We start from the raw sequence: 25969 nt of genomic DNA, 5'->3' as shown, positions 1-25969 counted from the left end.
GGGGTAGTCCGGGGAATTGCAGCTCCAGGAAACAAATCCAGCGGTGGTGCAATGCGAGCGTATGCCCGCGACCCGGTCAGGGCCGCTGTCACCGCTCAAGGGTTTGGACGGATTGATTCAGCAATTGACAAGGAAAGGGAATGGAAGCATTGCGTGGTTTCACATGGTTCATGCTCGCCGCTGGCCTTTGCATGCTCGCCGCCGAATCCCGGGCTGCCGAGCCCTACCAGGAGTACAGCAAGCGGATCGAGGCGGCGCAGTCGCTGACTGCCTTGAAGAGCGAGTTGATGGGAGACAGCGTCAGCGTCTACAACGGCGCTACGGACTTCTCCGTTACCGACATCGAGCTGGCCGGCTCCGGCATGCCCGTTCGCCTTACCCGGCGATTGTCGGTGGAGTTGACCCCGATCGGTCCAGGCGAACCGCTTGCAGCCCCCAAGCTCAGGGGGCTGGGCAACTGGGATATCGATGTGCCCTACATGACGGCAACCTTCGACAGCGCCGTGCTGTGGAGGGGGCTGGATTCCACCGCGGCGCTGAGCGACAAACGGTGCTCGGTGGTCGTGTCGCCGCAGATATCGTTCAGCGGTGCGATCAGCATCTTCGACATCTTCCAGGGTGTCAGCATCCACATTCCGGGCGAGGGCGATCGCCCGATGCTGCTGGCCGAGCCTGGCGTGCCGGTGCCCAATGACGGCGTGCCGCATCGTTGGACAAGTCGCGAGCGTGATGCTTTCAGCTGCATCGACATGCAGGGCGGCATGACGGGCGAAGGCTTTGCCATGCAGACCACCGATGGACGTCGGTTCGAGTTCAACTACGCGGTGGGCAGGCCTGCCGGTAACATGCGGCAGAGCCGTGGTCCCATACACCCACCGGTGACGATCAACCGCACACGCATGTTCCTGCTGGCGACGAAGGTGACGGATCGCTTCGGCAATACACTCAGCTACAGCTACAACGGCCAAGGCAATCCGATCGCCATCGTCGCCCAGGACCGCAACGGCGAAGTCCGCCGGCTGGACCTGGCCTATCAGGGCGACCGACTGGCCAGCGCTTCCATCACTGGCCGAAGCTGGACGTACGGCTACGATGGGGCAGGCAACCTGTCCGCCGTCACGTTGCCCGATGGCAGCGCGTGGCAGTACAGCTACGCGGGAAATCTCAAGCCTGGTTTTGACTTCTGGGACGGTGAAACGAGCTCCAGCTGTGCAGGGGGCCCCAATGCCCTGCTGGCAAGTTATGAAGTGGTGTCCCGGCACCCCTCCGGTGCGCAGGGCAGGTTCAATTTCACCAACCTTCGTCACTATCGCGCGGGCGTGCAGCGCAGCGAGTGCGTTGCCAACATGAGTGGGCAGGAACTCTATTACGTACTGAGGACACCGAACCGCTTCGACATCATGTCACTGGTATCGAAAGAACTCACGGGCCCCGGAATTCCACAGCCGCTGCTCTGGACGTACTCGTACACGCGCGGTTCGCAGGCCCTGTGGGGGGCTGGACAGCCGGTGGCCTATCCCTGCAAGACCTGCCCGACCACCAAGGCGAACACTGTAAACCAGCCCGACGGGTCCAGGATCGTTTACGACTACGGATTCCTGTACGCATGGAATGACGGGCAGCTGATGGGTTCCACAACCTATGACGCGGCCGGGAATCTGCTCTCGACCACCCGTTCGGAACTGATGACGGATGCGCAGGTAGCCGCCCAGCCCTTCTACCCGCATTACGGTCTCCGGGTCGGCGGCGATGATATCGGCATGCTGAACGTGCGGCCGATGGTGAACACGACGGTAACGCAGGACGGTGTCACGTACCGCGCCACCACCAACGGTTTCGATGCCTACGCTCGGCCAACCAGCGTCACGCGGGCAAGTCCATGGCATTCGCGCACCGATGTGACCCAGTATCACGACGATCCAGCCCGCTGGCTGCTGGGGCAGGTGAGTGCGGTGACCAACGCGGACACCGGCGCAGTGGTATCGCAGACCTCTTATGACGGCAATGCGATGCCGTCGCAGTCCTGGTCGTTCGGCAACCTTCAACAGACGCTCACCTACCATGCCGATGGAACCGTGGCCACCATCAAGGATGGCAATGGCAACACCACCACGTTGGGTGCCTGGAAGCGCGGCAATCCGCAGTCGATCACCTGGGCCGATGGCCAGGTCCTCTCAGCCGCTGTCGACGACAACGGCTGGATCACTGCCGTCACAGACGAGAACGGCTTCGCCACCCAATACGGCTATGACGCGATGGGGCGTGTGGCCAGCATCACCTACCCAGCCGCCGACTCCGTTGCCTGGAACGTAACCACCCAGGGGTTTGCCCAAGTGCCCGCCACCGAGTATGGCCTCGGGCCCGGTCATTGGCGGCAGGTGGTTGCGACGGGAAACGCTCGCAAGGAAACCTACTTTGACGCCCTTTGGCGGCCCGTTGTCACGCGGGAGTACGATGCGGCCAACGTGGGGGCGACCCAGCGCTTCCAGCGCTTCGCCTACGACGAAGATGGCCGCCAGGCGTTCGCGTCGTATCCGGGCAGCACCGATGCGCTGTCGGTCGGCACCTGGAGTGAGTACGACGCGCTGGGCCGACCTACCTCGGTCTCCCAGGACAGCGAGCTGGGCCTGCTGAGCACGGTCACGCAGTACCTGCCGAGCGGGCAGACCCGCACGACCAACCCGCGTGGCCAGGCGACTGTCACCGGTTATCAGGTCTTTGACCAGCCGGCATACGACGCCCCGGTCTGGATCCAGCACCCCGAAGGGGCCTTCACCGATATTGCCCGCGACGTGTTCGGAAAGCCCACGTCCATTCGGCGCCGCAACGCCGATGGCGCACTCTCCGTAACCCGCAGCTATGTCTACGACGGCTACCAGCAGCTGTGCAAATCCATCGAACCTGAAACCGGGTCCTCTGCCACCGGCTATGACGGCGCGGGCAACATCCTCTGGACAGCCTCAGGGCTCGCTTTGCCCAGCGTAACCAGTTGCGATGCGCAGGCAGCGCTCGACTCGGGGCGGCGGGTGAGCCGCACCTACGATGTTCGAAACCGGCTCAAGACGCTGGCCTTCCCCGATGGCAACGGAAACCAGGCGTGGAGCTATTTCAATGATGGCAAGCCCTCGCAGGTTGTGACAAACAACGATGCCGGCGCCAGCCAGGCCATCAACACCTATGCCTACAACCGCCGGCGACTGCTGGTCGGGGAAGTTGCAGAGCAGGCCGGCGTGTTCAACTGGTCCCTCGGCTACGGCTATGACGCCAATGGTGCGCTCGCCAGCGTGGTGTATCCGAGTGGCATGAGCGTTGACTATGCGCCCAATGCGCTCGGTCAGCCCACGCGGGCGGCGGGCTATGCCAGCAATGTGTCGTACTACCCCAACGGGGGCATGCGCCAGTTCACCTACGGCAATGGCATCGTGCATGCCATGGCGCAGAACGCCCGTCAGCTCCCGGCCCATGTTGCTGACGGCGCCGTGCTTGATAACACCTACGCCTACGATGCGGCCGGTAACGTTTCCCGGATCGACGATGCGCTCAATGCTGCGCGGAATCGCTCCATGCAATACGACGGGCTGGACCGCCTTACCCAGACGGTCTCTGCTGCGTTCGGCGGCGATGGCGCCATGCGCTACAACTACGACGTGCTAGACAATCTCCGCAGCGCAAAGCTGCTTGGGGTCAAGGAGCACAACTACTGGTACGACAGCAGCAACCGCCTGACCAATGTCCAGAGCGACGCGGGCGCGACCATCATTGGTCTGAGCTACGGTGTGCAGGGAAATCTGAGCACCCGCAACGGACAGGCCTTCAATTTCGACTACGGCAACCGTCTGCGCGCTGCAACCGGCCTTGAGTCCTACCGGTACGACGCCCACGGGCGCCGCATTGCCTCCACCGATACGACAGGTGCCACCATCCTTTCGCTGTACGGCCAGGATGGCGTGCTGCGGCGCCAGAATGACGCGCGCAAGGGCAAGAACACCGAGTACGTGCACCTCAACGGCAGCCTGGTCGCTGAGGTCGCAACCATTGTTGCGCCGGTCGCCCCGGTGCTGCAGGCGCCGGCCTTCAGCAATACCGGCAGCTACGTGGTGAGCTGGAACGCAGTGGCCGCCGCTACCAGCTACGGGCTGCAGGAGCAGGTAAACGCGGGTGCCTGGACGGATATCCAGTCCGGCCCTGGCGTGAGCTGGTCAGCCAGCGGGAAGACCGGCGCAACCTACAACTACCGGGCGCGTGCCTGCATGGCGGCATCCAACTGCAGTGGCTGGAGCGCGGTAGCATCCACCGTGGTGCAGCTCCCGCCTTCGGGAGTTCCGACAATGACGGCTCCCGCCCGGGCGCCCAATGGCAACTACACGGTCAGCTGGTCGTCTGTTGTGGGTGCAAGCGGCTATGAGATGGAAGAGATGATCGGCTCTTCCAGTTGGGCCGTGGTCAGCCCCACCACCACGCCGAACTCCATGCAGTACCCTGCGCGACCGGCCGGCAGCTATGCCTACCGGGCGCGTGGATGCAATGCGGCCGGTTGCGGGCCGTTCTCGTCCACCGTATCGGTGGTTGCCTTCTCGCCGCCCACGACCGCACCCGTGCTCTCGGCGCCGAGCGTGGCACTGAACGGCAACTTTGCCCTGAGCTGGACGGTGGTGGCCGGCGCCAACAAGTACAGCGTCGAAGAGAGCATCAATAGCGCGGCCTGGACGGCCTACAGGGAGCTGGCCGCGAACGGGCTCTCCATTTCGGGCAAGCCGACAGGCAATTACCGTTATCGGGTACGTGCCGGCAACGATGCGGGCTGGAGCGGGGTCTATTCCAACATAGCAAGCGTGGCATCGCTGCAACCCCCGCAGGCAACGGCCGTTACCGTCCCCGCGTCCAGCAACACCGGCAGCTACACAGTGCGTTGGAACTCCGTGGCCCTGGCAACCGAGTACCGCCTGGAGCAGAGCGTCAACGGCAGCGCCTGGGGCGAGATCCAGCGTGACGGCTCAGCACTGAGAAACATCGCCGGTGCCGGCAACGGCACTTACGCTTACCGCGTGAAGGCCTGCAATCAGGCAGGGTGCAGTGGCTATTCGAACACAGCCTCCATCGTGGTCACGCTTCCGCCGCCTACGCCCCGAATGGTGAGCACCAAGCGGATCCAGACCGCAAGCCCGCCCATTCGGCTGACCTGCAATGCGCAATGGACGGCCGTTGCGGGAGCCGCCTCCTATGAGCTGTTGCGCGATGGCAACAATATTGCCTACACCGGCCCGGCGACCACGGTCTCGGCGTCCGGAGGGGGCTACTGCGCCACGACCTATCAGGTTCGCGCCTGCAATGCCGGGGGATGCTCGCCTTGGTCTACTCCTCCCATGACACAGGTTCTGGAGATCCGAGATGGCGTCTAAGCAGCGATTCCCTGGACTGGCGAAAGTGGCGGCGCACCTGGTCTGCCTGCTCATTGTGCTGGCGGCATGGCCGGCCGGTGCCCAGACGGTCACCTACGTTCACACCGATGCTCTGGGCTCGGTGGTGGCCAAGACGGATGCGAATGGCAACGTGGTCGAGCGCTATGACTACGAGCCATACGGCGCTCCAGTCGGAGCGGCGGTCGCTGATGGACCTGCATACACCGGGCATGTGAGCGATTCGGCCACCGGGCTGAGCTACATGCAGCAGCGCTATATGGATCCGGAGCTGGGGGTGTTCCTGTCCGTCGATCCGGTGACGGCATACCAGAAACCGGTTGAGCAGTTCAACCGGTACCGGTATGCGAATGGGAATCCCTACAGGTTCACCGACCCTGATGGACGAAGTGCAAGTGCCCTAGCTCCTCTGGTAATGGTGCCGATAGTTGTCGTGACCTATTACGCGACTACCACCCCGGAATCTCGGAAGCAGATGGGTGACGCCATCGTAAAAGGACTTCTCCAGAAGAGCGAGGAAGGAGGCTCTGAAGGTGCTAGCCCATCCGACGCAGATCCCAACGGCCCATTCACCAATGATGTAAAGACGAGGAAGTCGCCAGGTGGGGACGGGGCATCTTCTCAGCATGAGTTGGAGCGTGATCCGCAGGGGCGATTAGTTTCAACGACCCACACCGTTACCTCCAAAGAAGGTGAGGTAGTGCATAGCCATACGGACCATAAAGGCGAGAATGGCGGCGTTCGGCGTTTCTCGGATGAGCTGACGGGGAAAAGCACAATTGGAGAAGGGAGGCAGGAACCTGGGTCCAAGGATCGCCCTGGTCAATTTCCTCCGGAACCCGTGAAAGGGGGGCGCTACTAATGGATTGTGATGACTATGATTTTGTTGCAGACATGCTGGTCAGTGGGCTCTTGGGCTCTTCGAAATCGCTGGATCCCAATGCCATGGATGCCTATTGGTCCGGCCACATTCGAGTTCCTGCCGCGATCGAAAGCGACGTCAATGCCTTCCTCGCTACATCCGATCCGAACAGGCTGACCCGCGCAGCAGTCTGGGTAGCGAAGAATCACTATCTATCGGGGTATCGGCCGAAGCACCACATGAGCTTGGTTCGCTGGCTATTCCAGCACGGCGAACTTCGGCAGTCCGAGCTTGTCGGTCTGGTGGCGCTCACTTCCGTCGGCGGCGGGCTGGACGAAGCCGGAAAGGAAATTGCCTGGATAGCGGCAGAGATACTGGAGGAAGGGAGAGTGGAGGACGAGGGCGGGATCGTCGCGACTATGCTCATTGCCTACGAGCCTTTGCTATAGAAGCTTATTCAGACGTTTCCGGTGGGCCGGCAGCTTGGAATCAGCTTCCAAGTGCAGCACCCCGCCCGCGCGCGCGCGAACTTTAGCGTCAGCTGGCCGTCTGTTATTGGCTCCAGCCATTATGAGATGGAAGAGATGATGGGCTCTTCCAAGTGGCACCTACTCGAACACGGCATCCATCAAGGTCTCGCTTCCGCCGCCTACGCCCAGCACGGTCAGCACCAAGCGGATCCAGGCCGCAAGCCCGCCCATTCGGCTGACCTGCAATGCGCAATGGGCGGCCGTTGGGGGAGCAACCTCCCATGAGCTGTCGCACGATGGCAGCAATATTGCCTACACCGGCCCGGACATCCGGGTGTCGCAGTACGGCGGGGCCTACTGCGCTACGACCTATCAGGTTCGCGCCTGCAACGCCGGGGGATGCTCGCCCTGGTCTACCCCTCCCATGACACAGGTTCTGGAGATCCGAGATGGCGTCTAAGCAGCGATTCCCTGGGCTGGCGAAAGTGGCGGCGCACCTGGTCTGCCTGCTCATTGTGCTGGCGGCATGGCCGGCCGGTGCCCAGACGGTCACCTACGTTCACACCGATGCTCTGGGCTCGGTGGAGGCCACGACGGATGCGAATGGCAATGTGGTCGAGCGTTATGACTACGAGCCGTATGGTGCTCCAGTCGGAGCGGGGATCCAGGATGGGCCTGCGTATACAGGACATGTAAGCGACTCCGCTACCGGGCTGAGCTACATGCAGCAGCGGTACATGGATCCGGAGTTGGGGGTGTTCCTGTCGGTGGACCCGGTGACGGCTTATCAGAAACCGATTGATCAGTTCAATCGGTATCGGTATGCGAATGGGAATCCCTACAGGTACACGGATCCAGATGGTCGCCTTGTCGAGACCGTTTGGGACGTGGCGAACATCGCGATGGGCGCTAATAGTGCCTACTCAAACTTCAGTCAAGGAAATGTTGGTGCTGGAGTCGTTGACTCAATTGGCGTCGCGATCGATACCACTGCGGCGGCAGTGCCTTTTGTTCCGGGAGGAGCTGGCGCTGGTATCAAAGCGGCTCGCGCAACAGGGACTGCGGTCGATGCCGCTCGATCTGGACGAAACGCGAACAAGCTGCGGCCGGATCCCAATGCATCGGGCGCACACTCCACTTTCAAACGTGGTGAGGATGGCAACATCAGCAATACTGCAACATATGAACTAAACTCGAATAATCCCACGGGATTCCAAGAGGTGAAGCGGGTTGACGTAACTGGGAAGGCGCATGTCAATCCGGATGGATCTGCCGTTGCTACTCCTCACGTGAAAGACGCAGGCCAGAAAGGTGTCCGCCCGGCGCTGCCAGAAGACCTGCCTAAACTAAAGTGAGAGAATTTATGGAAACTGCGATTTCATTGCTGCAGAAATGGTATGTGCGACATTGTGACGGAGATTGGGAGCACTCCTATGGTGTCAAGATCGACACGCTGGACAATCCGGGGTGGATCTTGACAGTGGACCTGGCTGATACGGAGTTCAGTGACTCTTCTCTGCCCAGGAGTCGCGTTGATCGCTCAGAGGACGACTGGATCCAGTTCGAGGTTTCAGGGCAGCGCTATATTGCTTGCGGGGGAGTATTCAACTTGGAAGAGATGATTCTTCAATTTCTGGACTTTTCTGGCGATCGCGGCAGTGAGCGTATCCAAGACTGACCTTGCCCCCGGAAAACGTATCCCTAGTCAAAAGGAGGAGATGGATCACCTTCGAATGGACAGGTTTTGTGTAGCTCCTGTAACATTGACAAAAGTAATAAAATAGACTGGGTCCCACCCAAAGATCGAATGCCATGACTAAAGTTGGGCACGTAAAGATTGTGTTCAACCTGCTCCAGCGAGATGGGTACCCGCCGGTTGAGCGGGAGGGTTTGTGGGCTTTCCCCCAACCTGATGGGTACCTCATCGATAACGTTCCGTTCTACGCCCGATTTGTCAGTTGTGGCGATGTCGGTCCGCATATGAAATCAACGGCGAATTGATATCTGATGATGTGCAGATTCCGGGATGACACTCGACGATCCGTGTAATTGCATACGTGGACGAATTGGTCTTCCAGGTCAGGAATGAAGTTGAAGAGCTTGGATGCTCTACTGAGCTAAGTAATGTATTAACGTTTTTTCGATCGATGTGCCGCCGCACGTGGATTATCGGTCGGTCGTTGATTTGCTGAATTGGTATGCAGGGCGAGGCGTGTTGGACTACGAAGAATCCTCAATCCCACATGATGAAAGAGATGGTTGAGGATCCTCTGAACATATCTGCGTTAAGGATGTTCTGAACAGTACGCCCTGAATCCGAGAGTGTCCGAAATTTTGTGTTTGGGCGGTGGATGGCCACCGCCCAGGACGCACTGAAACGCTTCACGCGGCAGATAAAGAAGCTTCCTCAATTCCTTCTGGGTGGCTTGACCTGCGATCGCGGCACCGAGATGACATGTAATCCAGAGCTGATGAAGCGCTCAGCTCAACCGTAACGCCGCCCAAGAACGAAACGCATGTCGATCACGTTGTTCCGCAGTCCAAGGGCGGGAATGGATCGCCTGACAATGGACAAGTTCTCTGCCGCGAGTGCAATCTTCAAAAGGGAGATAAGTTGTGACTTCTCCGGTAAAGGTCCACTTCCATTTAGAACAGGATGAGGACGGCCATCCGCCTGTTGCGGTGGAGTCTTTATGGGCTGAGCCGAGCGCGAAGCCTGATGAATACGTGATCGACAACGTTCCATTCTTTGTTCGTGACGCGACGATTGGAGATACCGTGCGAGTACGAGAAAAGGACGGACATCGTTGGTTCGATGGCTTGGTATCTCGCTCACAGAACTCTCTTCTGAGAGTGGTGTTCTTTGATCGGGAATGCGTTGAAACGGTCAGCGAACGGCTTGTCGCCATGGGGTGCTCAACCGAGTATTTGCGGGAACACAACCTCATGGCGGTCAGCATCCCCATTAGCGTCAACCTGACGAACGTTCAGGCCTATCTCCAAGCGGAGACGGATGCGGGCCGAACTGACTTCGAGGAACCGATTCTTAGGCAGGGTTGAAACCCATCGTCGGTGCGCGGGTTACAGCGCCGGCAAGGTGTACGCGATGGCGCGGCCGGGATCGTCGGTCCAACAGGTACTGAGATTGCGTCGCCGGCACAGGTCGTAGGCGTCCTGGCCGAGCAGGCGGCGGGTCTTGGCCAGGTTGGTGGCGGACACACGCTCCTTGCGCACGGTGTTGTCGCGCCAGCCGCACAGGTGCATCTTGTCGGCCTCTTCCATGTCGCGATAGACGTGCACCACGTCGGCAGTGGTAGGCCGGTCGCCGGGGCCGACGGTACGCGGCAGGGCGTCGTCGATCTCGCGCAGGAAGTCGCTGGAGCGCAGCGGGTTGCCGCTGCCGGCCCCGGTGCCCAGCGCCGCCGCCAGCGCCCCGTACTGCTCGCCCAGGTACGCGCTGACCTCGTAGTCGCGGGTCACGTCGAAGATCAACACGAAATCGTGCCCCAGGCAGGCCAGCGCCAGTTCGTAGGGCGTTACGTCGGCCAGGAACAGGCCGGCGAAGGTCAGATGGTTGTGGCGCACCCGGAACTTGGCGCGGGTGAGGCCAATAGCCTGCATGCTGGCGTGCAGTCGCGCCAGCCCGTCCATGCGCATGCGGGTCTCCCTTAGCCGCCCTGCTGTTGCAGGACAGTATCGCGCATCTCCATCACAAAGCGCTGCCGGGCCTTGGGTAACTGGCTGATGCGCTCTAGCTGCTGCTGCAACTTCGGCGCGGGGCCGCGCTTGGCGGGCTTGGGCGTCTCGGCGACGAGGGCTTCGACGGTCACGCCGAGTGCCTGCGCGATCACCGGCAACGCCGAGACCTGGATGCGCCGCCGGCCGACTTCATAGGCGGTGATGGTCTGCTGCGATACGCCCAGCGTCTCGGCCAGTTGCACCTGGGTGATGCCCTTCCACCGGCTACACCCAGCATGGTGAGCACCAAGGGGATCCAGACCGCAAACCCGCCCATTCGACTGACCTGCAATGCGCAATGGACGGCCGTTGGGGGAGCAACCTCCTATGAGCTGTTGCGCGATGGCAGCAACATTGCCTACAGCGGGCCAGAGGTGAGAGTGACGGCGTTCGGAGGGACCTACTGCGCCACGACCTATCAGGTTCGCGCCTGCAATGCGGGCGGGTGCTCGGCATGGTCTACAGCACCAATGACCCAGGTACTGGAGATCAGGGATGAACTGTAAGCGCCGCCAACCAAAGCTGGGCAACATGGTTGCCCAGCTGATCTGTCTGTTCATTGTGCTGGCCGCATGGCCGGCGGCTGCCCAGACGGTCACATACGTTCACACCGACGCGCTCGGCTCAGTGGTGGCAAAGACGGATGAGAATGGCAACGTGGTCGCGCGCTATGACTACGAGCCGTACGGCGCTCCAGTGGGGGCGCAGGTCAATGACGGGCCAGGCTACACCGGGCACGTGAGCGACTCGGCCACCGGGCTGAGCTACATGCAGCAGCGGTATATGGATCCGCAGTTGGGGGTGTTTCTGTCGGTGGATCCAATAGGAGCAGCGAGTGACCCAGTCGTCTTCTTCAATCGATACAAGTACGCTACAAACAATCCGTACAAGTTCACGGATCCGGATGGTCGATGTGCGAAAGTTACTGGGTCCAACATTTGTGGAGGCGGTGGTGTGGCAAGTGCAATGTTGGCAACTTCGGTCCGAAGCCCGCTAGACATAGGAGCACGGGCGGAAAGTGGCTCTCCTAATCGATCGACTTTGTCCGTTCAAGCTGGTCGGTCGAGTAAGGCCCAAGCAGGGGCCAATCTCGGTGGATATCGGAATCTCTTGAAGCCGAACTTCGAAACGGAGGCCGTAGCAGCCTATGGGGCGGGCATGAGGTACACCCGCGACTGGAAGACGAAGAAGGATGCGCTTGGGATAGTGATGATTGGGGTTGGTGCACACGGCGGACCTGGCAGTGGTATCACAGGTTTGCCTAGCTTGGATGTGGTAAAGGCGGGTTATAATTGGGGCGGCAAAGATTCCCCGGTAGATATAGTGGCCAACTTCAAGGTTGCTGCTATGGGAGTATCAGTGACCTATGACCCTGGTACCGGCTTGGATGCGACCGCTACGGCCAGCCCGTCAATCGGCGCCTATACCGGGATTTCCTTCATGTTTGATGACACTTTGGTTCCGGACAAATGACTTTTGAGCATTTTCTTGCTGAGCATCAAGTCCTATTCGGCCTGCTTGCGTTGCTTGCAATTATCAATAGTCTGCTCGCTCATCGGGCGTTGGTGAGGCTAAAGGTGCAATCACCCGGGCTGCTCTCTCGTGTTGGAATAGTCAGGGTGGATTGGTGGTTCCGTTGCATACGCGGTGTCTTTCGCTTGGGTTTTGGGGAGGCAGGACGTGATCTGCCGTGGTTTTCAAGGCTGCTATTCAAGGGTATCGGGTTTCACTATGCTTGGCTTGTTTCCCTGATGCTACTTGTCGTTTTTGGGGTTCTCAGAATCGGGGGATAGTGAAAGATTGACGTTCCGGTGATTGGATATTGGTTGAGCGGACGTGTTAAGGATGTTTTGGTGTCTTGGGTGCTAACTTCCGCTACACGCCACCAGCAAGATGCGAGTTCAGCATCAACGGCGGACTGGGGGCGGCAGCGCGTGTGGAAGTGTTTGAGGTTGGGGTTACGCTAGGAGAATTGCCGTGATAATTCAGATATTTTTCTCAGCAGCATTTGTATCTGTTATCGGCTATCTAATCATGTTTTTTCGGTTCGCTAGGCGATTCCCTCGCCTATACCCGGAGCTGTGGGAAATTTTTGGCTGTCCAGAAACACTAGGGCTGCGTGGCCAGTCAACGTATCTGTCCGTCGTGCTGGGGATGGAAAGCAAGGCGCCGCTACAGGCTCTGCGACAAGTTCGCCGCGAGATGGTGTACATACGCGTTCTTTAGGTGTCACTGTTGCTGTCTTCATTGTTGCGGCCTTCATGACGGCATGAATACCTGGAGCGCCGGTGGGGTAATCGCCAGTCACCTTTTCGCGAGAGAACCATGCGCGGCAGGCAAAAAGGGTGTGCGGCCGGCGCTGCAGGAAGAGCTGCCAAAGTCAAAGTGGGGCGAGTTATGCCTACTGCTATTACCGTCCCCGCGTCCAGCAACACCGGCAGCTACGCGGTGCGCTGGAACTCCGTGGCCCTGGCAACCGAGTACCGCCTTGAGCAGAGCGTCAACGGCAGCGCCTGGGGCGAGATCCAGCGTGACGGCTCAGCACTGAGAAACATCGCCGGTGCCGGCAACGGCACTTACGCTTACCGCGTGAAGGCCTGCAATCAGGCAGGGTGCAGTGGCTATTCGAACACAGCCTCCATCGTGGTCACGCTTCCGCCGCCTACGCCCCGAATGGTGAGCACCAAGCGGATTCAGACCGCAACCCCACCCATTCGGCTGACCTGCAATGCGCAATGGACGGCCGTTGGGGGAGCAACCTCCTATGAGCTGTTGCGCGATGGCAGCAACATTGCCTACAGCGGGCCGGAGGTGAGAGTGACGGCGTTCGGAGGGACCTACTGCGCCACGACCTATCAGGTTCGCGCCTGCAATGCGGGCGGGTGCTCGGCATGGTCTACACCACCAATGACCCAGGTACTGGAGATCAGGGATGAACTGTAAGCGCCGCCAACCAAAGCTGGGCAACATGGTTGCCCAGCTGATCTGTCTGTTCATTGTGCTGGCCGCATGGCCGGCGGCTGCCCAGACGGTCACATACGTTCACACCGACGCGCTCGGCTCAGTGGTGGCAAAGACGGATGAGAATGGCAATGTAGTCGAGCGCTTCGACTACGAGCCGTATGGGGCTCCAGTCGGAGCGGGGGTCCAGGATGGGCCTGCCTATACGGGACATGTAAGCGACTCGGCTACCGGGCTGAGCTACATGCAGCAGCGGTACATGGATCCGCAGTTGGGGGTGTTCCTGTCGGTGGATCCTGTAACCGCCGACCAGGAGCCTATTGATCAGTTCAATAGATATCGGTATGCAAATGGCAATCCGTACAAGTTCATCGATCCTGATGGGAGGCTGGCCTGCAACGCCAGCGTGAGCTGTAGCGATACAGTTCAGAGGCTGCAGCAGCAAGGAATTTTTCCATTGCAAAGCGCGGGCTCAGGATCCGGCTCCAATGGAAATGGCCGCCTTGACCTGCGTATACATGAAGGAGGGGGGGCTAGGGGGCACGCGATTAGTGAGCACGTGGGAAAGTCAGATGAATATCTACGGCGAAAACTTAACGATAGTATTTCTGTCGCTGGTCTGAATATATACAAGGGATTTCAAAGCTCATTTAGTTCGGTTGAGTCGGCAAACTCTCTTGTGTCGTCCGTGATATCAAGGGATCGTGCAAAGATTGATAACTGGACGTCTTCGCCATTTGCGAGGATGCGTCCCCTGGTGCTTGATCGAAGTTTTTCATCGCCGACAGGTAGAGTGGCCTACAGGAACGGAAAGGTGTCCTACCGTACTCCTGGGCCAGTGCAGTTTGCGACAGGATTCGGTGTCAGGGTCGTTCTGAAGTACAATGATACCTCTCCGGCCGGTTACGATGTTCTAACTGCTTTTCCTACAAGGTGAGAAAGGTGAATTAATGAAGGCGCCAAAGTCCTGGCAGATCATCGGAGAGTGTTTTCATCAGGATTTTATTCTAATTCATGGAGATTTTGAATCTGGCGTCAATGCCTTCCTTCAGTCGCTTAGCTCTGGAGAGAGAGAGCAGATTGAATGTTATCTCGTTTACTTGATTGACTCGTCGATGAGTCGTGATGAGAAGATGGGTGCTTGGCTCTCCTCAGGGTCAGATTGGTGGCCTACGGTATCGCAGATCGATAAGTTCCTCAGGGAGCTCCTTAGGATCGTACAAGCGGCTCATTGATCTCCTGTTCCCGTACCTGCGTATCAATGGCCTGCTTGCGCATCGGGCGTTGATGGGACTGTAGGCGCAATATCCCGGCCTGTTGGCTCGTGTTGAAATAGTCCGGGGTGATTGGTGGTTTCGTTGCATTCGCGGAGTTCTGCGTTTGGTTTTTGGAGAGGCAGGGCGCGATCTACCGTGGTTCTCCAAGTTGCTCTTTAGGGGGGGGGCACTACGCCTGGCTTGTTTCCCTGATGCTACTTGTTGTTTTTGGGGTTCTTTAAATCGGTGGGTAGTGAAAGACGTTCCGGGGATGGGGCGCCCCGTGCCAATCCCGACGGAACTACCGCGCCGACTCCTCATGTGAAAGATGCCGTTTAGAAGGGGTACGATCGGCTTTGCATGAAGAGCCGCCTACTCGCAAATGAGAAGATCTATGGAGGCCGCAGTTTCATTGCTTCAGAGGTGGTATAAGCGACATTGTGACGGGGATTGAGAGTATGTCGCAAACTCAAAGGGTGGCGACCGGAAATTTGCTTGGTGGGATTAAAGAAGCGACGCCGGGATTCAAGTATTCAAATCCGGCACAAACTGCTGCGAATGCAACTGGCGCCGCCGTAAGTGCGTCTCCTGATCTAAAACCATTGGTAGATAAGAAGAAGGAGAATCCATGAGCCTTCTTGCCAAACAATGGCTGCGGGACGCAGCGATATATTTTTTGAAGGCATTCGCTTTTGCTGCTGGCAGCTACCTCTTGATATTTGTGATCTATGGTGGCGTGCGCATATCGTTTATTGCGTGGACTGCGGTTGTTCTTTTGGCTTTTGAAATCGCGTACATCCCCTATCTGATTCGAGGAATAAGGGGTCGAAATAAAGGAGACGGCAGCTAGGCCGCATCATGAAGCACAAGGCCCGCATTGCGGGCCTTGTCACTTCTGGTGCTTTGCCGGCGGCGCGAAGAACGCCTTCTCTCTGGCTGCGATGTGCGTCCAGCACGAACTCTGGTTCGTGCGCTTGCACATGTCGCGAACGCTTGGCCCGAAGCAGCGTAGGGGATGTTCCAGAAATCCGAGTCGTCACCTAAGCTGCCCGCACTTTAGGGCGATGGATCGATCTCCGGTTCCAACAAGCCAACCGCACTTGGATTGCCCTCTGGGCTGGTGGGGGACCAGTCCAGTCCGTTAGCGGGTCCGAATAAGTCAGGCGGGCGCCATGTGAGTGGTAACCTCTCGCCCGAGCATGGTGGGGTGGGAGACTATGATGCCGATCTTAAAACACTTGCGGGGGATACCCGGCCGTCTACCATCGGTGATGCTGCGCCGCCAGGCGCAGCGATCGGTTCCAACGGTGTTTTTGGGCGGACCGAGAACAAGTCGGGTGGCAAGAACATTGATATCCCAGCAAATGGAGATAAGCCGCATGAAACCCTACACTATAAGTAAAACCATCAGCGGGTCCAGGGTGCTTCTTCCGATCCAGATTGAAGGTGCAGAGCGAAAGCTTCTGCCGGATGCATTGCGCGGGAATTCGGTAGTGTCTGTATCCATTGTCGAGTCACATTCACTCGATCGTACTTGGTTTGCTCGAACACTACTGGCGTCTGGAAGGTGCCTTGAGTTCACAAGCTCAACGACAGAGGTCGGCAACTGGGTAGACTTTGGAACGCTAAACATAAAGGTTTGCAACGCCCCCCCATCCATCGATAAGAAGCTCTCAACGTATCCTTTGAAGGATTTTGTAGTCAAGCAAGTATCGTTGTTGATCGTCGAAGATGGCGGAGTGGTGATCGAGGCTGGCATCGTGCTGTCTGAATCGGCGAGCCGTGAACTTGCGTTCATTGCTGGCGAAATCCCTGGAAGCTTTTCCATCCTCCTCCCGGGGCACGTTGGTGATCTGGATTTACAGTTCCCGCTTGACCGGTATAGGAGGGTTGAGTTCAAGGAAGAAATATGAGTATTCGCGCCTACTACACATGATTCGCCAGGCAATTCTGCAATGAGCAAATTCGCATGAGCCGCCAGCAACCGGCAGCTACCCCAAACCAACCGCCATGGCGGTGACCATGCCGCCGGCCCGCGTCGCAGATCACCTCGAACACCTGGTTTCGGTCTGCCGGCCATCGGATAGGGACACCTACGAGCTGACCGAACAGTGATGGATTGGAATCGACGTATGATGATTGGTACTGCAATAGAGAGGCTGATGAGTCGGAGGCATCCTGCCTTGAACGAAGTGTCGAGCTTGCAAGACGCTACGTTTTTGATTATCAGAATGAAGAGGGCGATGCCTTGTTCGCGCTGGTTCCTGTTGCTCGATAGCGAGCGCCAGCTTTCTGTCTCTCCCTTGTAAATACCTCACGCCAAGGCTGTGCAATGGGGTGGTCCGCCCGACATGGTAAGTGGGCTGGCCCGGGTTTACGGGAAATCATATGGGGATTGACGTCTTTGACAATGTCAATGCAATCGCAGACAGGGCTGAACTTCATTTTATGTTGGACGCAGCTTTGCTTCAGTGTTGGTGCACTGGCTGTGGCCGGTACGCTTGAACAAGTCGCAGATGCAGCGGAATACGTCCCCGAAGCTGCTCCCAGACCTGCTGAACAGTCAGACGTCGCAAGGTGGAATGGCGTAATGGGGGTGATCAGCGAAAAGACAGGTATGCCGATGCCCGGGGTTAAGATGGGCCAGGATGGCGGATTCCAAGGGTACTTCCGGGTTGACGGTAGGCTGGATTCAAGAAGGCTTGAAAAAGAGCTGGCAAGAGGAAAATAGAGGGTGAAATTCTATCAGCTGATGGTCGAAGGAATATTTAAATGTGGAGACGCGGCAGGTCATTGAGCCAAAATCTGTCATAAATCCATAAGCGAGTTTGATATGAAAGTTCGTGCAGTTCGTGAACATCTTGAAGCTTCGATTGCAGTGCGCACTCCGTCCTTTGTCGGAGGCTTCAATGTTTCAATTGGAAAAGAGTACATCGTCTACACGGTTGACTGTTCCTGCGATTTTGGGAGTTTCGGTGACTCAACTCTGTATGGCCTAGAGGATGAATACGGCCGCTTGGTGCTATATCCTGCTGCGCTATTCGAAGTCAGCGACGCGCGAGTTTCAAGATACTGGGTTGCGGGGTACAGCCAGGGTGCATTTTTCCTGCGGACACAGGAGTTCATCGACAATATCTATCTCTCAGACGACATCCATGAGGATCTTCCCGGCGCGCGAGCGACCTTCCGGGAGATCAAGGCTCGCTTTGAGGCCGAAGCTGCCGACTAGTCGGTGCAAAACCGGAACAGTGATGACTGTCGCATCGCTTCAGCCTCCAGGCGCAACGGCCGTTACCGTCCCGGCGTCCAGCAACACCGGCAGCTACGCGGTGCGCTGGCACTCCGTGGCCCTGGCAACCGAGTACCGCCTGGAGCAGAGCGTCAACGGCAGTGCCTGGGGCGAGATCCAGCGTGACGGCTCAGCACTGCGGAACATCGCAAATGTCGGAAGTGGCACGTACGCCTACCGCGTACTGGCCTGCTACGCAGCAGGATGCAGTACCTACTCGAACACGGCGTCCATCACGGTCTCGCTTCCGCCACCTACGCCCAGGATGGTCAGCACAAAGCGGATCCAGACCGCAAGCCCGCCCATTCGGCTGACCTGCAATGCGCAATGGACGGCCGTTGGGGGGGGGGCAACCTCCTATGAGCTGTTGCGCGATGGCAGCAACATTGCCTACAGCGGGCCGGAGGTGAGGGTGACAGCGTCCGGAGGGAACTACTGCGCCACGACCTATCAGGTTCGCGCCTGCAATGCCGGGGGATGCTCGCCTTGGTCTACTCCTCCCATGACACAGGTTCTGGAGATCAGAGATGGCGTCTAAGCAGCGATTCCCTGGGCTGGCGAAAGTGGCGGCGCACCTGGTCTGCCTGCTCATTGTGCTGGCGGCATGGCCGGCCGGTGCCCAGACGGTCACCTACGTTCACACCGATGCCTTGGGCTCGGTGGTGGCCAAGACGGATGCGAATGGCAACGTGGTCCAGCGCTATGACTACGAGCCGTACGGAGCCCCCATCGGCACGGGAGTCACTGACGGGCCTGCCTACACCGGGCACGTGAGCGATTCGGCCACCGGGCTGAGCTACATGCAGCAGCGGTACATGGATCCGGAGCTGGGGGTGTTCCTGTCCGTCGATCCGGTGACGGCCTATCAGAAGCCAGTTGAGCAGTTCAATCGGTACCGGTACGCGAACGGAAATCCGTACAAGTTCAAGGATCCTGATGGCCGGCAGAGTTTGCCGCGTTCGGTTTACGAGACTGACTGGACCAAGCCAGAAACGAGACAAGCATTCCGTGATGCTGCCTCAATGGTCGCTGACTTTATCCCTGTCGTCGGCGACGTAAAGGGTGGCGTAACGGCCGTCCAAGATCCGTCTGCTGTCAACATAGCAGCGGCAGTAGTAGGCCTTATCCCAGTGGTCGGGGATGGAGCGGGGGCGATGGCAAGAGGAGTTGCTTCTGAGGCGAGGGTCCTTGGCGCAATAGGTGAAGTCAAGAATACGGAGAAGGTGCTAACCTCGCACGGGCCAACGATTCCTGACTACACAAACTCCAGGCAGGTTGGCGAAATTAAGGATACGAAGCGGGTGTCAGATACGTCTCAATTGAGGGCGCAGCGGGAACATGCTCAGGCAACTGGGCGGGAACACGTTATCGTAACTGGGGCGAATACCAAGGTAAGCTCCACAGTGGAGCGGCAGTCGACTGTTGTTCGTCGCGATGATCTAGGACCCAAGCCATGACGCCCAAAGAACAGGTAGAAGGATTGCTCGGGGAGCTGCTGGACTTCGGTAGAAAGATGCTTGTCGAGTACGGCGAGTTTCACCCGTTTGGTGGTTACCTTTCACTTTCCGGAAATATGGTGCACATGGGTGTCAAAGTAGAAGGTGGTGGCGCCGTAGAGCGCATGGAGCTGCTGCATTCAGCGCTCAAAGAGCAGAGTGATAGCGCAGTTGCATTCGGTGTAGCTTCCAATGTGTGGCTGCCGCAAAGAGATGGCGCTGGATTCGACGCGATCAAGGTGTTTTTGGAACACAGAGATGGACACTGTTCGGATGTATTTTGCCCATACGATCTTTCTAGAAGTGATCCACTGATTGTTTCGGAGATATTTGCTCAGCGGGGCGAGCCGGTCTTCTTCGGCTGCTCTTCGCGTTAGGGATGCTCTGAACAACTCTGCAGGAAATCTGATGGTAGTGCCGGCCGTTGGCCGGCAAGCTTGAGGACCATCAGGCTCAACTCGAGGAACTTTTCATGCAGCTGTCATTCGGTGATGCCGAGAGGTTGGGCCAGCGCAAGCAGACGCGCCGAGAGCTGTTCCTTGATGAGATGGATCAGGTGGTGCCTTGGAGGCAACTGTTGGCCCTCATCGAGCGGCATTACCCGGTGGCAGGCCGTCCGGGACGTCAGCCATACCCGCTAGCCACGATGCTGCGGATTCACTTGTTGCAGCAGTGGTACGCCTTGAGTGATCCAGCCATGGAAGAAGCGCTGTACGGCACAGCTGTGATGCGCCGCTTTGCCGGCATCAACGGGCTTGACGGCATTCCGGATGAGACCACGATCCTCAATTTCCGCCGTCTGTTGGAGACCCATGACCTGGGGCCAAGATGCTTGATGCAGTGAACGCACACCTGCACCGCAGGGGGATGAGCCTGCGTGCCGGAACGATTGTGGATGCCACGATCATTCATGCGCCCAGCTCGACCAAGAATGCCGACAAGCAGCGTGACCCGGAAATGCACCAGACCAAGAAAGGAAACCAGTGGTTTTTCGGCATGAAGGCGCACATCGGCGTGGATGAGTTTTCCGGGCTGGTGCACCACGTGAAATGCACGGCCGCAAACGTCGGCGACGTAACGGTCACCCATGAGCTTCTTCATGGAAAGGAAGAGTGCGTACTGGGCGACAGCGGCTACACCGGCGCAGACAAGCGTGCGGAGCTGGATGCCTGCAAGGCGACCTTCTTCATTGCCGAGAAGCGCTCCAAGGTGCAGGCGATAAAGAACAAGCGCCACCGCCACCAGGTTGAGCGCTGGGAGAGCTGCAAGGCCAGCATGCGCGCGAAGGTGGAGCATCCATTCCGGGTGATCAAGCGGCAGTTTGGGTACACCAAGGTGCGTTACCGCGGGCTGGCCAAGAATACCGCTCAGGTACTGACGTTGTTCGCACTGTCAAATCTGTGGATGACACGTCGGCAGCTGATGCCGACCCTGGGGTAAATCCGTATGGAGGTGCCGGCCGGCACCTCCATAACAGCAGAACGAGGCAAATCTGCCGTGTTGGTCGGTCGCTGATCGGCCCGGGACCGGGAATTCAGGGCTCAGGGCGGACTGTTCAGAACATCCCTAACGGTTCCATAAATCACCGATTGTTCAGGCCAGCGAAGGAGCCGTGATCATGATTCAAGTCGTATGGTCTGAGGAAGTGGATGCACTCTTCTGCGTCGGACAGTCACTCGAGCCATTAGGAGTACGCAACTGGGCGATTGATCAAGCCGGTACTCTTGATGTGCTGGAAAGATTGCGTGCTCTCGGAATCGCTGTCGCGGGAGGTGACGTCTATAGGCGGAACAGTGATGGATTGGAATCGACATATGATGATTGGTACTGCAATAGAGAGGCTGATGAGTCGGAGACATCCTACCTTGAGCGAAGTGTCGAGCTTGCAAGACGCTACATTTTGGATTATCCGAATGCAGAGGGCGATGCCCTGTTCGCGCTGGTTCCTGTTGTTCGATAGTGAGCGCCAGCTTTCTGTCTTTCCCTTGTAAATACCCCCCGCCAAGGTTGTGCAATAGGGCTGAACTTCATTTTATGTTGGACGCAGCTTTGCTTCAGTGTTGGTGCACTGGCTGTGGCCGGTACGCTTGAACAAGTCGCAGATGCAGCGGAATACGTCCCCGAAGCTGCTCCCAGACCTGCTGAACAGTCAGACGTCGCAAGGTGGAATGGCGTAATGGGGGTGATCAGCGAAAAGACAGGTGTGCCGATGCCCGGGGTTAAGATGGGCCAGGATGGCGGATTCCGGGGGTACTTTCGGGTTGACGGTAGGCTGGATTCAAAAAGGCTTGAAAAAGAGCTGGCAAGAGGAAAACAGAGAGGTGAAATTCTATCAGCTGATGGTCGAAGGAATATTTATTCGTGCTCCTGAATTGGAGGGTGATGCAGGAGGGTTTCAGTCGACGTTCTTCGTCAGGTCGGCGAGTGTTTCAAGTTCGGTTGATCGAGTGCGGTTGACGCTTTGGGATCGGATGCGTGCACATGGAGTTGTCGCAAATGAATCGGGATTCTTCAGGTCCTATTGCTCAATTCGTGACGTCTGGGAGGTTTCAGAGCAGAGAATGCTGCATTTCGAAGGGGGTGACTTGGGATTCACATTCTTCAGGATTGGACCTGTTGGACGGGTGTGTCTGGCATCTCGACGCGTGTTTCTGAGTAGGTTTAGGCCGCAGGTTTTGGTGTGCACTCCGCCCTAGTTTCTAAATGCTGCGGAGGAACAGCATGCGCAAGCGCAGAATCGTCGAAGGAAGCGTCTGTTCCAAGGCACTGGGAGGGCGACCTTACCAAGGAGGCATTCAATCGCTCGTGCGTGGGCACGCTGGTGGAACGGAAGACGCGCTCCGTGGTGCTGTGCAAGTTGGATGGATGCACCGCTCAGGAGGCACTGAAACGCTTCATGCGGCAGATAAAGAAGCTTCCTCAATTCCTTCTGGGTAGCTTGACCTGCGATCGCGGCACCGAGATGACATGTAATCCAGAGCTGATGAAGCGCTCCGTTCAACTCACATATCGCGCTTGCAAGTTGAGACCACCCTCAAGGTAACGGTGGTCCACTGCCGCAGTCGGCCTGCGGCGACCAGCCGCTGCGCTGCAGCAGCGCAGTGGCATTTTCCGGCGTGACCTGGAGGATCTCGGCGAGCGCCCGGCGCTTGTCGTCCGCGCGGGTGTAGTAACTACTGACAATGCGGTAGCCGACCCAATAGCCCAGGTCGCCACGCCAGGCATCGTCGCCCAGGCCGTTGTAGAGCCAGCGCGAGGTGTCCTGCCCCTGCGCATCCGCGGCAAACGCACGCTCGATCATGCACTCCTTTCCGCGCGCCCATTCGTGCAGGTGCACGTTGGTGACCTGTCCGGAGATCAGCTCGCCAAGGAACTCGGCACCGCCTTCGATCAACGTCTGGTACAGCAGCGTGGCGTCCGCCGGCGGCTCCACCGCCGCTCCCGGTTGCTGCACATGTGCGTATTCGTGCGCAATCAGGTGAAGGAAGCGGTCGCCAATGTCCGCCTGCAGCCAGTCGGCGCGGCACAAGGCCTCCAGGCCGACGATGACGCCGGCTGGCGATGTGGTGCCACCGCTGTTCCCGCGCCCAACCACGATGGCTACCGGGGGGAAGCGCGCCTGATCGTATAGTTCGCCCAGTTTCTGTAGCGATGTTGCCACGCGGTGCTCGATCTCAGGTAATGCGTGGGCACATTGGCGGGCGCGTTCGTACAGCCCGGGGTCGTCGGCGATTTTCCTGGCCAGTTTTTCGGCCGAGCCAATGCGGGTTTCCAGGAAATCATGCAGTGCCGGGCTACCCGGATCCAGATAGTCCGCCTGCAGGCGGCCGGCTGTGGGCATACCATCGGCCGCGTCGAGGACCCGGAAGAAGCGGGTGGTGTCCTCAGTGAGCACCTGTGGCTGCGCGGTTGCACTGTCGATCCCAGTGGCGCCCACTACGAAAAGCACCACGGCCTGCAGCGCAGACATCGCAGTTGTGCTTGTGTTCGGAAACCTGGCCGGCATCGCGTGCTCCTCCCGCATGAAAGGCCCGGAACTTTACCGGGACGGTGTGGTCAGAGACTGCGATCACGCCCAGGTACTATGGACGACCGGACAAGTGACTGCATGTCGCGACCAACAGGTGCCGAGTATGACCGGGAAGATGACGGCCACCAAGACCGCCAGCGTGATGGACAATGCCGTTGAGGCGTTCAGGGCGACGGCATTGCATGCGTCGCAGACCCATGCGGATGATGGCGTGGCATTGGCCACGGAACGGGATGTGCTGGACCGTGGACGCCGTGCTTACGCACCCGTCTCGGCCCGGGCCTGGCCGGTGACGTAGGCATCCCACAGCGTGGGCAGGTCGTCGCCAGTGTGCTGCTTCCACAGCGATGGTGCATGGCGGCCCTGGCGCAGGGCCGCATCCAGCGCCGCCGGTAACGGGCCAACGCCCGGTAACGCATGACCAGGAACGGAACAAAGGCTGATTTGAAAGTACTTGCATGGCGCAGCGTCGGCGTGCGCTACACCCTGCGGCACCGGGAGCATTGCTGCCAGCAGCGATCCCGATAGCGTCGCCAGGGTTCACCTGATGCGGCTGTAGCAGCTTTGATCGGGTGGAGTAGTACGTGTCGGCAATTGCAGGAAGTTGGGTCGCCCACAGGGAGGTGTGCGGCGACGAGTTGAGTACGACAGCGAGGCGCCTGGCCCACTCCCTGGCTCACCGTGGTGGGCAGCCGGAGCTGCTGGAACGACCGGCCGCTGGTCTGGCGCTGGCCGCCGTCCCGGGATCCGACGGGAGAAACCGCATGGCGGTCAGCCCGGAGGGCCGATATATCGTGGCTACCGGCGGTTCCAACGGCGCTGACGGCCCTGGGTCTGCAGCGCAGGCCATCGCCTGCCTGCTGCCCGCCGTGGGTCTCACCGAGGCGCTGCGGCGTGTGCCCGCGCCGGCAAGCGTGGCGATCTGGGACGAACGTGAGCGGACCTTGACCCTGGCCCGGGATCGGATGGGGCAAACCGATATCTACTACCGGTGCAGCGCTTTCGGCCTGATCTTCTCATCAGAGCTGAAAACGCTCAGGAACGAGAGCGTTGCTTCCCGGGATGTCGACGCCCAGGCGGTGTCCCACCTGCTGCGCTACGGGTACATTCCGGCGCCATTGACCGTCTATCGTGGCATCTACAAGATTCCTGCAGGTGCAATGCGGGTGTTCCACGAAGCGGATCTGCACCACGGGCGCCGGGAGAGCGAAGCTGCCGGGCCGTTCGAGCCCCACTGGAGCCTCAGGCAGGAAGCAGAAGCGCAGATCGCATCGCGCGAGTCCGGAACGCTTACATGTTCGGTGGACAGGGTGATCGCGACCCTCGAACGTGCCATCAGCAGGTCCCGGGCCGGCAGTACTGCAACGTTGCTGTCTGGCGGTGTCGATTCCAGCCTGGTCACCGCGCTGCTGCAGCGACAGAGTGCGGGCGCCGTTGAGACGATCTCTGTCGGCTTTGACGAACCTGGTCACGACGAATCCGAGTGGGCGGCAGATGTGGCCAAGCTTCTCCGCACCCGCAACACGCGCCTGGTCATGGATGGCACAAGTGCGATCGGCCTGGTTGAGAAGGTGCCCCGTGTGTTCTGCGAGCCGTATGCGGATTCGTCGGCACTTCCGGCGCTGCTTGCGGCGGAGGCCGCCGGCGCGTCGTGCAACACGATCCTCACCGGCGACGGCGGCGATGAACTGTTCTTTGGTCATGCGTCGTACCTGAAGTCGATGCGCAACCATGGCCTGGTCAGGCATGTACCCAATGCAATGCGCAGAGCATTCAGAGCCCATGCCTCCCGTTCTCCTGAGCGCGCACGGCTGGGTGGCATCCCGGCGTTGATTTCGGAAGCGAAGTCGGGGTCGCTGGCGGAAACCTATCAGGCACGGGTATCGCGATGGCGCGATCCTGCGCGGGCGCTGGAGGCCGCAATGGAAACAGCAGATCCATTTCTGGATGCTGCCCTGCACCCGACCGGTGGACACCCGGGTGAGCTGCTGCTCTTCCTCGACCAGACAAACGAGCTGAGCGAAGGACTGATGACCAAGTCCGACCGGGCGTTCGGCGCCTTCGGCGTGCAGGCCGGCAGCCCCTTCCTGGACCACGAGGTGGTATCGCTCGCATGGGGAATGCCCTTCGAGCACAAACTCAAGGGAGGCGAGACCAAAGCCGTGCTCAAGCGCGCACTGGAACGCTTCCTGCCCGAGCACCACACCCGCCGCCCGAAAAAGAGGTTCGGCGCACCTGTAGCGCGCTGGCTCAACGGACCGCTGCGCGACTGGGCCGAGGAACTGCTCGACCCGGTCGCCCTCCGCAACCGCGGCATTTTCGACGAGCAGGTCGTCTCGGCGATCTGGACATCCTTCCTCGACGGCAACAGGAAGTATCACACCCATCTCTGGCCGGTACTGATGTTCCAGGCGTGGGATCGGGAGTGGAACCGGCCGAATGCCCCATGA

At 59.1% G+C, this 25969-nt stretch carries 22 protein-coding genes and 3 pseudogenes; 22 read left to right on the top strand and 3 right to left on the bottom strand.

Going from position 1 to position 25969, the window contains the following annotated elements:
• The first annotated feature begins 140 nt into the window (after window positions 1–140).
• The 8 genes and pseudogenes from WIX41_RS07980 (at window position 141) to WIX41_RS07945 (ending at window position 9809) form a co-directional block, all read left to right on the top strand.
• Entirely contained in the window at window positions 141–5399 is a 5259-nt protein-coding gene (locus WIX41_RS07980) for a hypothetical protein (RefSeq protein ID WP_339446550.1), read from the top strand.
• The gene (locus WIX41_RS07975; RefSeq protein WP_339446549.1) at window positions 5389–6279 is read left to right on the top strand and encodes an RHS repeat domain-containing protein; all 891 of its coding nucleotides are present in this window, start codon (window positions 5389–5391) and stop codon (window positions 6277–6279) included. Before WIX41_RS07980 ends, WIX41_RS07975 begins: the two co-directional genes overlap by 11 nt.
• Window positions 6279–6728, top strand: coding sequence for a hypothetical protein (locus WIX41_RS07970; protein ID WP_339446548.1), 450 nt, complete (start codon window positions 6279–6281; stop codon window positions 6726–6728). Before WIX41_RS07975 ends, WIX41_RS07970 begins: the two co-directional genes overlap by 1 nt.
• Window positions 6729–7198: 470 nt before the next feature.
• Window positions 7199–8104 (top strand): RHS repeat-associated core domain-containing protein, encoded by a 906-nt coding sequence (locus WIX41_RS07965; RefSeq protein WP_339446547.1) that lies wholly within the window; start codon window positions 7199–7201, stop codon window positions 8102–8104.
• Window positions 8105–8112: 8 nt separating this feature from the next.
• Window positions 8113–8427 (top strand): immunity 53 family protein, encoded by a 315-nt coding sequence (locus WIX41_RS07960; RefSeq protein ID WP_339446546.1) that lies wholly within the window; start codon window positions 8113–8115, stop codon window positions 8425–8427.
• Between the two features lie 679 nt (window positions 8428–9106).
• Window positions 9107–9229 (top strand): annotated as a pseudogene (locus WIX41_RS07955) (IS30 family transposase); the annotation flags it as partial.
• Window positions 9230–9261: 32 nt separating this feature from the next.
• A pseudogene (locus WIX41_RS07950) lies at window positions 9262–9369 on the top strand (HNH endonuclease); the annotation flags it as partial.
• Complete coding sequence (locus WIX41_RS07945) at window positions 9366–9809, top strand: DUF4265 domain-containing protein (RefSeq protein ID WP_339446545.1); 444 nt, start codon at window positions 9366–9368, stop codon at window positions 9807–9809. The pseudogene WIX41_RS07950 and the gene WIX41_RS07945, both read left to right, overlap by 4 nt.
• Window positions 9810–9830: 21 nt before the next feature.
• Here the strand turns inward: WIX41_RS07945 and WIX41_RS07940 are convergent, their stop codons facing one another.
• Window positions 9831–10406 carry a DUF6037 family protein gene (locus tag WIX41_RS07940; protein WP_339446544.1) on the bottom strand — a complete coding sequence of 192 codons (576 nt, stop codon included), beginning with the start codon at window positions 10404–10406 and terminating at the stop codon, window positions 9831–9833.
• 11 nt (window positions 10407–10417) lie between these two features.
• Window positions 10418–11020 (bottom strand): helix-turn-helix domain-containing protein, encoded by a 603-nt coding sequence (locus WIX41_RS07935; protein WP_339446543.1) that lies wholly within the window; start codon window positions 11018–11020, stop codon window positions 10418–10420.
• Between WIX41_RS07935 and WIX41_RS07930 the strand changes: the two genes are divergently transcribed.
• The 12 genes and pseudogenes from WIX41_RS07930 to WIX41_RS07875 form a co-directional block, all read left to right on the top strand.
• Complete coding sequence (locus WIX41_RS07930; protein ID WP_339446542.1) at window positions 10983–11960, top strand: RHS repeat domain-containing protein; 978 nt, start codon at window positions 10983–10985, stop codon at window positions 11958–11960. The two genes, WIX41_RS07935 and WIX41_RS07930, sit on opposite strands and share 38 nt — an antisense overlap.
• Window positions 11961–12884: 924 nt before the next feature.
• Window positions 12885–13430 (top strand): hypothetical protein, encoded by a 546-nt coding sequence (locus WIX41_RS07925; RefSeq protein WP_339446541.1) that lies wholly within the window; start codon window positions 12885–12887, stop codon window positions 13428–13430.
• Window positions 13420–14385 carry an RNase A-like domain-containing protein gene (locus WIX41_RS07920; RefSeq protein WP_339446540.1) on the top strand — a complete coding sequence of 322 codons (966 nt, stop codon included), beginning with the start codon at window positions 13420–13422 and terminating at the stop codon, window positions 14383–14385. Before WIX41_RS07925 ends, WIX41_RS07920 begins: the two co-directional genes overlap by 11 nt.
• Before the next feature lie 777 nt (window positions 14386–15162).
• The gene (locus WIX41_RS07915) at window positions 15163–15336 is read left to right on the top strand and encodes a hypothetical protein (RefSeq protein WP_339446539.1); all 174 of its coding nucleotides are present in this window, start codon (window positions 15163–15165) and stop codon (window positions 15334–15336) included.
• Window positions 15333–15554 (top strand): hypothetical protein, encoded by a 222-nt coding sequence (locus WIX41_RS07910; protein ID WP_339446538.1) that lies wholly within the window; start codon window positions 15333–15335, stop codon window positions 15552–15554. Before WIX41_RS07915 ends, WIX41_RS07910 begins: the two co-directional genes overlap by 4 nt.
• A gap of 529 nt (window positions 15555–16083) precedes the next feature.
• A complete protein-coding gene (locus WIX41_RS07905) occupies window positions 16084–16617 on the top strand; it encodes a hypothetical protein (protein WP_339446537.1) in 534 nt (177 codons plus the stop codon).
• Between the two features lie 920 nt (window positions 16618–17537).
• Window positions 17538–17933, top strand: a complete 396-nt coding sequence (locus tag WIX41_RS07900) for a hypothetical protein (protein ID WP_339446536.1) — start codon at window positions 17538–17540, stop codon at window positions 17931–17933.
• Between the two features lie 587 nt (window positions 17934–18520).
• Window positions 18521–19450: an RHS repeat-associated core domain-containing protein gene (locus tag WIX41_RS07895; protein WP_339446535.1), complete on the top strand. Its 930-nt coding sequence runs from the start codon at window positions 18521–18523 to the stop codon at window positions 19448–19450.
• Window positions 19447–19866, top strand: coding sequence for a hypothetical protein (locus WIX41_RS07890; RefSeq protein WP_339446534.1), 420 nt, complete (start codon window positions 19447–19449; stop codon window positions 19864–19866). Before WIX41_RS07895 ends, WIX41_RS07890 begins: the two co-directional genes overlap by 4 nt.
• A 95-nt stretch (window positions 19867–19961) precedes the next feature.
• Window positions 19962–20929 (top strand): IS5 family transposase gene (locus WIX41_RS07885; protein ID WP_339446533.1). Its coding sequence is split into 2 segments (ribosomal slippage): window positions 19962–20310 and window positions 20310–20929, totalling 969 coding nucleotides; the frame shifts between segments, so codons are not numbered across the junction.
• 178 nt (window positions 20930–21107) lie between these two features.
• A complete protein-coding gene (gene imm40, locus WIX41_RS07880; RefSeq protein WP_339446532.1) occupies window positions 21108–21449 on the top strand; it encodes an Imm40 family immunity protein in 342 nt (113 codons plus the stop codon).
• A gap of 798 nt (window positions 21450–22247) precedes the next feature.
• Window positions 22248–22481: pseudogene (locus WIX41_RS07875) on the top strand (transposase); the annotation flags it as partial.
• 42 nt (window positions 22482–22523) lie between these two features.
• On the opposite strand, the gene WIX41_RS07870 reads toward WIX41_RS07875, so the two are convergent.
• Window positions 22524–23459 carry a DUF2268 domain-containing putative Zn-dependent protease gene (locus WIX41_RS07870; RefSeq protein WP_339446531.1) on the bottom strand — a complete coding sequence of 312 codons (936 nt, stop codon included), beginning with the start codon at window positions 23457–23459 and terminating at the stop codon, window positions 22524–22526.
• Between the two features lie 163 nt (window positions 23460–23622).
• Here WIX41_RS07870 and WIX41_RS07865 point away from each other — a divergent pair, with 163 nt between their 5' ends.
• Both WIX41_RS07865 and WIX41_RS07860 read left to right on the top strand, forming a co-directional pair.
• A complete protein-coding gene (locus tag WIX41_RS07865; RefSeq protein ID WP_339446530.1) occupies window positions 23623–23817 on the top strand; it encodes a hypothetical protein in 195 nt (64 codons plus the stop codon).
• A 466-nt stretch (window positions 23818–24283) separates the two neighbouring features.
• Window positions 24284–25969, top strand: a complete 1686-nt coding sequence (locus WIX41_RS07860) for an asparagine synthetase B family protein (protein WP_339446529.1) — start codon at window positions 24284–24286, stop codon at window positions 25967–25969.

This window comes from Stenotrophomonas sp. AB1(2024), from assembly GCF_037482345.1.
Lineage (GTDB): Bacteria > Pseudomonadota > Gammaproteobacteria > Xanthomonadales > Xanthomonadaceae > Stenotrophomonas.
The sequence above is the reverse complement of the archived record's forward strand: the minus strand, read 5'-3'. Positions and strand labels throughout refer to the sequence as shown.

What these genes read in the sequence shown, in the direction of transcription:
- WIX41_RS07980 (WP_339446550.1), top strand. Translation starts at nt 141, where the DNA reads ATGGAAGCATTGCGTGGTTTCACATGGTTCATGCTCGCCGCTGGCCTT.
- WIX41_RS07975 (WP_339446549.1), top strand. Translation starts at nt 5,389, where the DNA reads ATGGCGTCTAAGCAGCGATTCCCTGGACTGGCGAAAGTGGCGGCGCAC.
- WIX41_RS07970 (WP_339446548.1), top strand. Translation starts at nt 6,279, where the DNA reads ATGGATTGTGATGACTATGATTTTGTTGCAGACATGCTGGTCAGTGGG.
- WIX41_RS07965 (WP_339446547.1), top strand. Translation starts at nt 7,199, where the DNA reads ATGGCGTCTAAGCAGCGATTCCCTGGGCTGGCGAAAGTGGCGGCGCAC.
- WIX41_RS07960 (WP_339446546.1), top strand. Translation starts at nt 8,113, where the DNA reads ATGGAAACTGCGATTTCATTGCTGCAGAAATGGTATGTGCGACATTGT.
- WIX41_RS07940 (WP_339446544.1), bottom strand. Translation starts at nt 10,406, where the DNA reads ATGCGCATGGACGGGCTGGCGCGACTGCACGCCAGCATGCAGGCTATT.
- WIX41_RS07930 (WP_339446542.1), top strand. Translation starts at nt 10,983, where the DNA reads ATGAACTGTAAGCGCCGCCAACCAAAGCTGGGCAACATGGTTGCCCAG.
- WIX41_RS07935 (WP_339446543.1), bottom strand. Translation starts at nt 11,020, where the DNA reads ATGTTGCCCAGCTTTGGTTGGCGGCGCTTACAGTTCATCCCTGATCTC.
- WIX41_RS07925 (WP_339446541.1), top strand. Translation starts at nt 12,885, where the DNA reads ATGCCTACTGCTATTACCGTCCCCGCGTCCAGCAACACCGGCAGCTAC.
- WIX41_RS07920 (WP_339446540.1), top strand. Translation starts at nt 13,420, where the DNA reads ATGAACTGTAAGCGCCGCCAACCAAAGCTGGGCAACATGGTTGCCCAG.
- WIX41_RS07915 (WP_339446539.1), top strand. Translation starts at nt 15,163, where the DNA reads ATGTCGCAAACTCAAAGGGTGGCGACCGGAAATTTGCTTGGTGGGATT.
- WIX41_RS07910 (WP_339446538.1), top strand. Translation starts at nt 15,333, where the DNA reads ATGAGCCTTCTTGCCAAACAATGGCTGCGGGACGCAGCGATATATTTT.
- WIX41_RS07905 (WP_339446537.1), top strand. Translation starts at nt 16,084, where the DNA reads ATGAAACCCTACACTATAAGTAAAACCATCAGCGGGTCCAGGGTGCTT.
- WIX41_RS07900 (WP_339446536.1), top strand. Translation starts at nt 17,538, where the DNA reads ATGAAAGTTCGTGCAGTTCGTGAACATCTTGAAGCTTCGATTGCAGTG.
- WIX41_RS07895 (WP_339446535.1), top strand. Translation starts at nt 18,521, where the DNA reads ATGGCGTCTAAGCAGCGATTCCCTGGGCTGGCGAAAGTGGCGGCGCAC.
- WIX41_RS07890 (WP_339446534.1), top strand. Translation starts at nt 19,447, where the DNA reads ATGACGCCCAAAGAACAGGTAGAAGGATTGCTCGGGGAGCTGCTGGAC.
- imm40 (WP_339446532.1), top strand. Translation starts at nt 21,108, where the DNA reads ATGATTCAAGTCGTATGGTCTGAGGAAGTGGATGCACTCTTCTGCGTC.
- WIX41_RS07870 (WP_339446531.1), bottom strand. Translation starts at nt 23,459, where the DNA reads ATGTCTGCGCTGCAGGCCGTGGTGCTTTTCGTAGTGGGCGCCACTGGG.
- WIX41_RS07865 (WP_339446530.1), top strand. Translation starts at nt 23,623, where the DNA reads ATGACCGGGAAGATGACGGCCACCAAGACCGCCAGCGTGATGGACAAT.
- WIX41_RS07860 (WP_339446529.1), top strand. Translation starts at nt 24,284, where the DNA reads ATGGCGGTCAGCCCGGAGGGCCGATATATCGTGGCTACCGGCGGTTCC.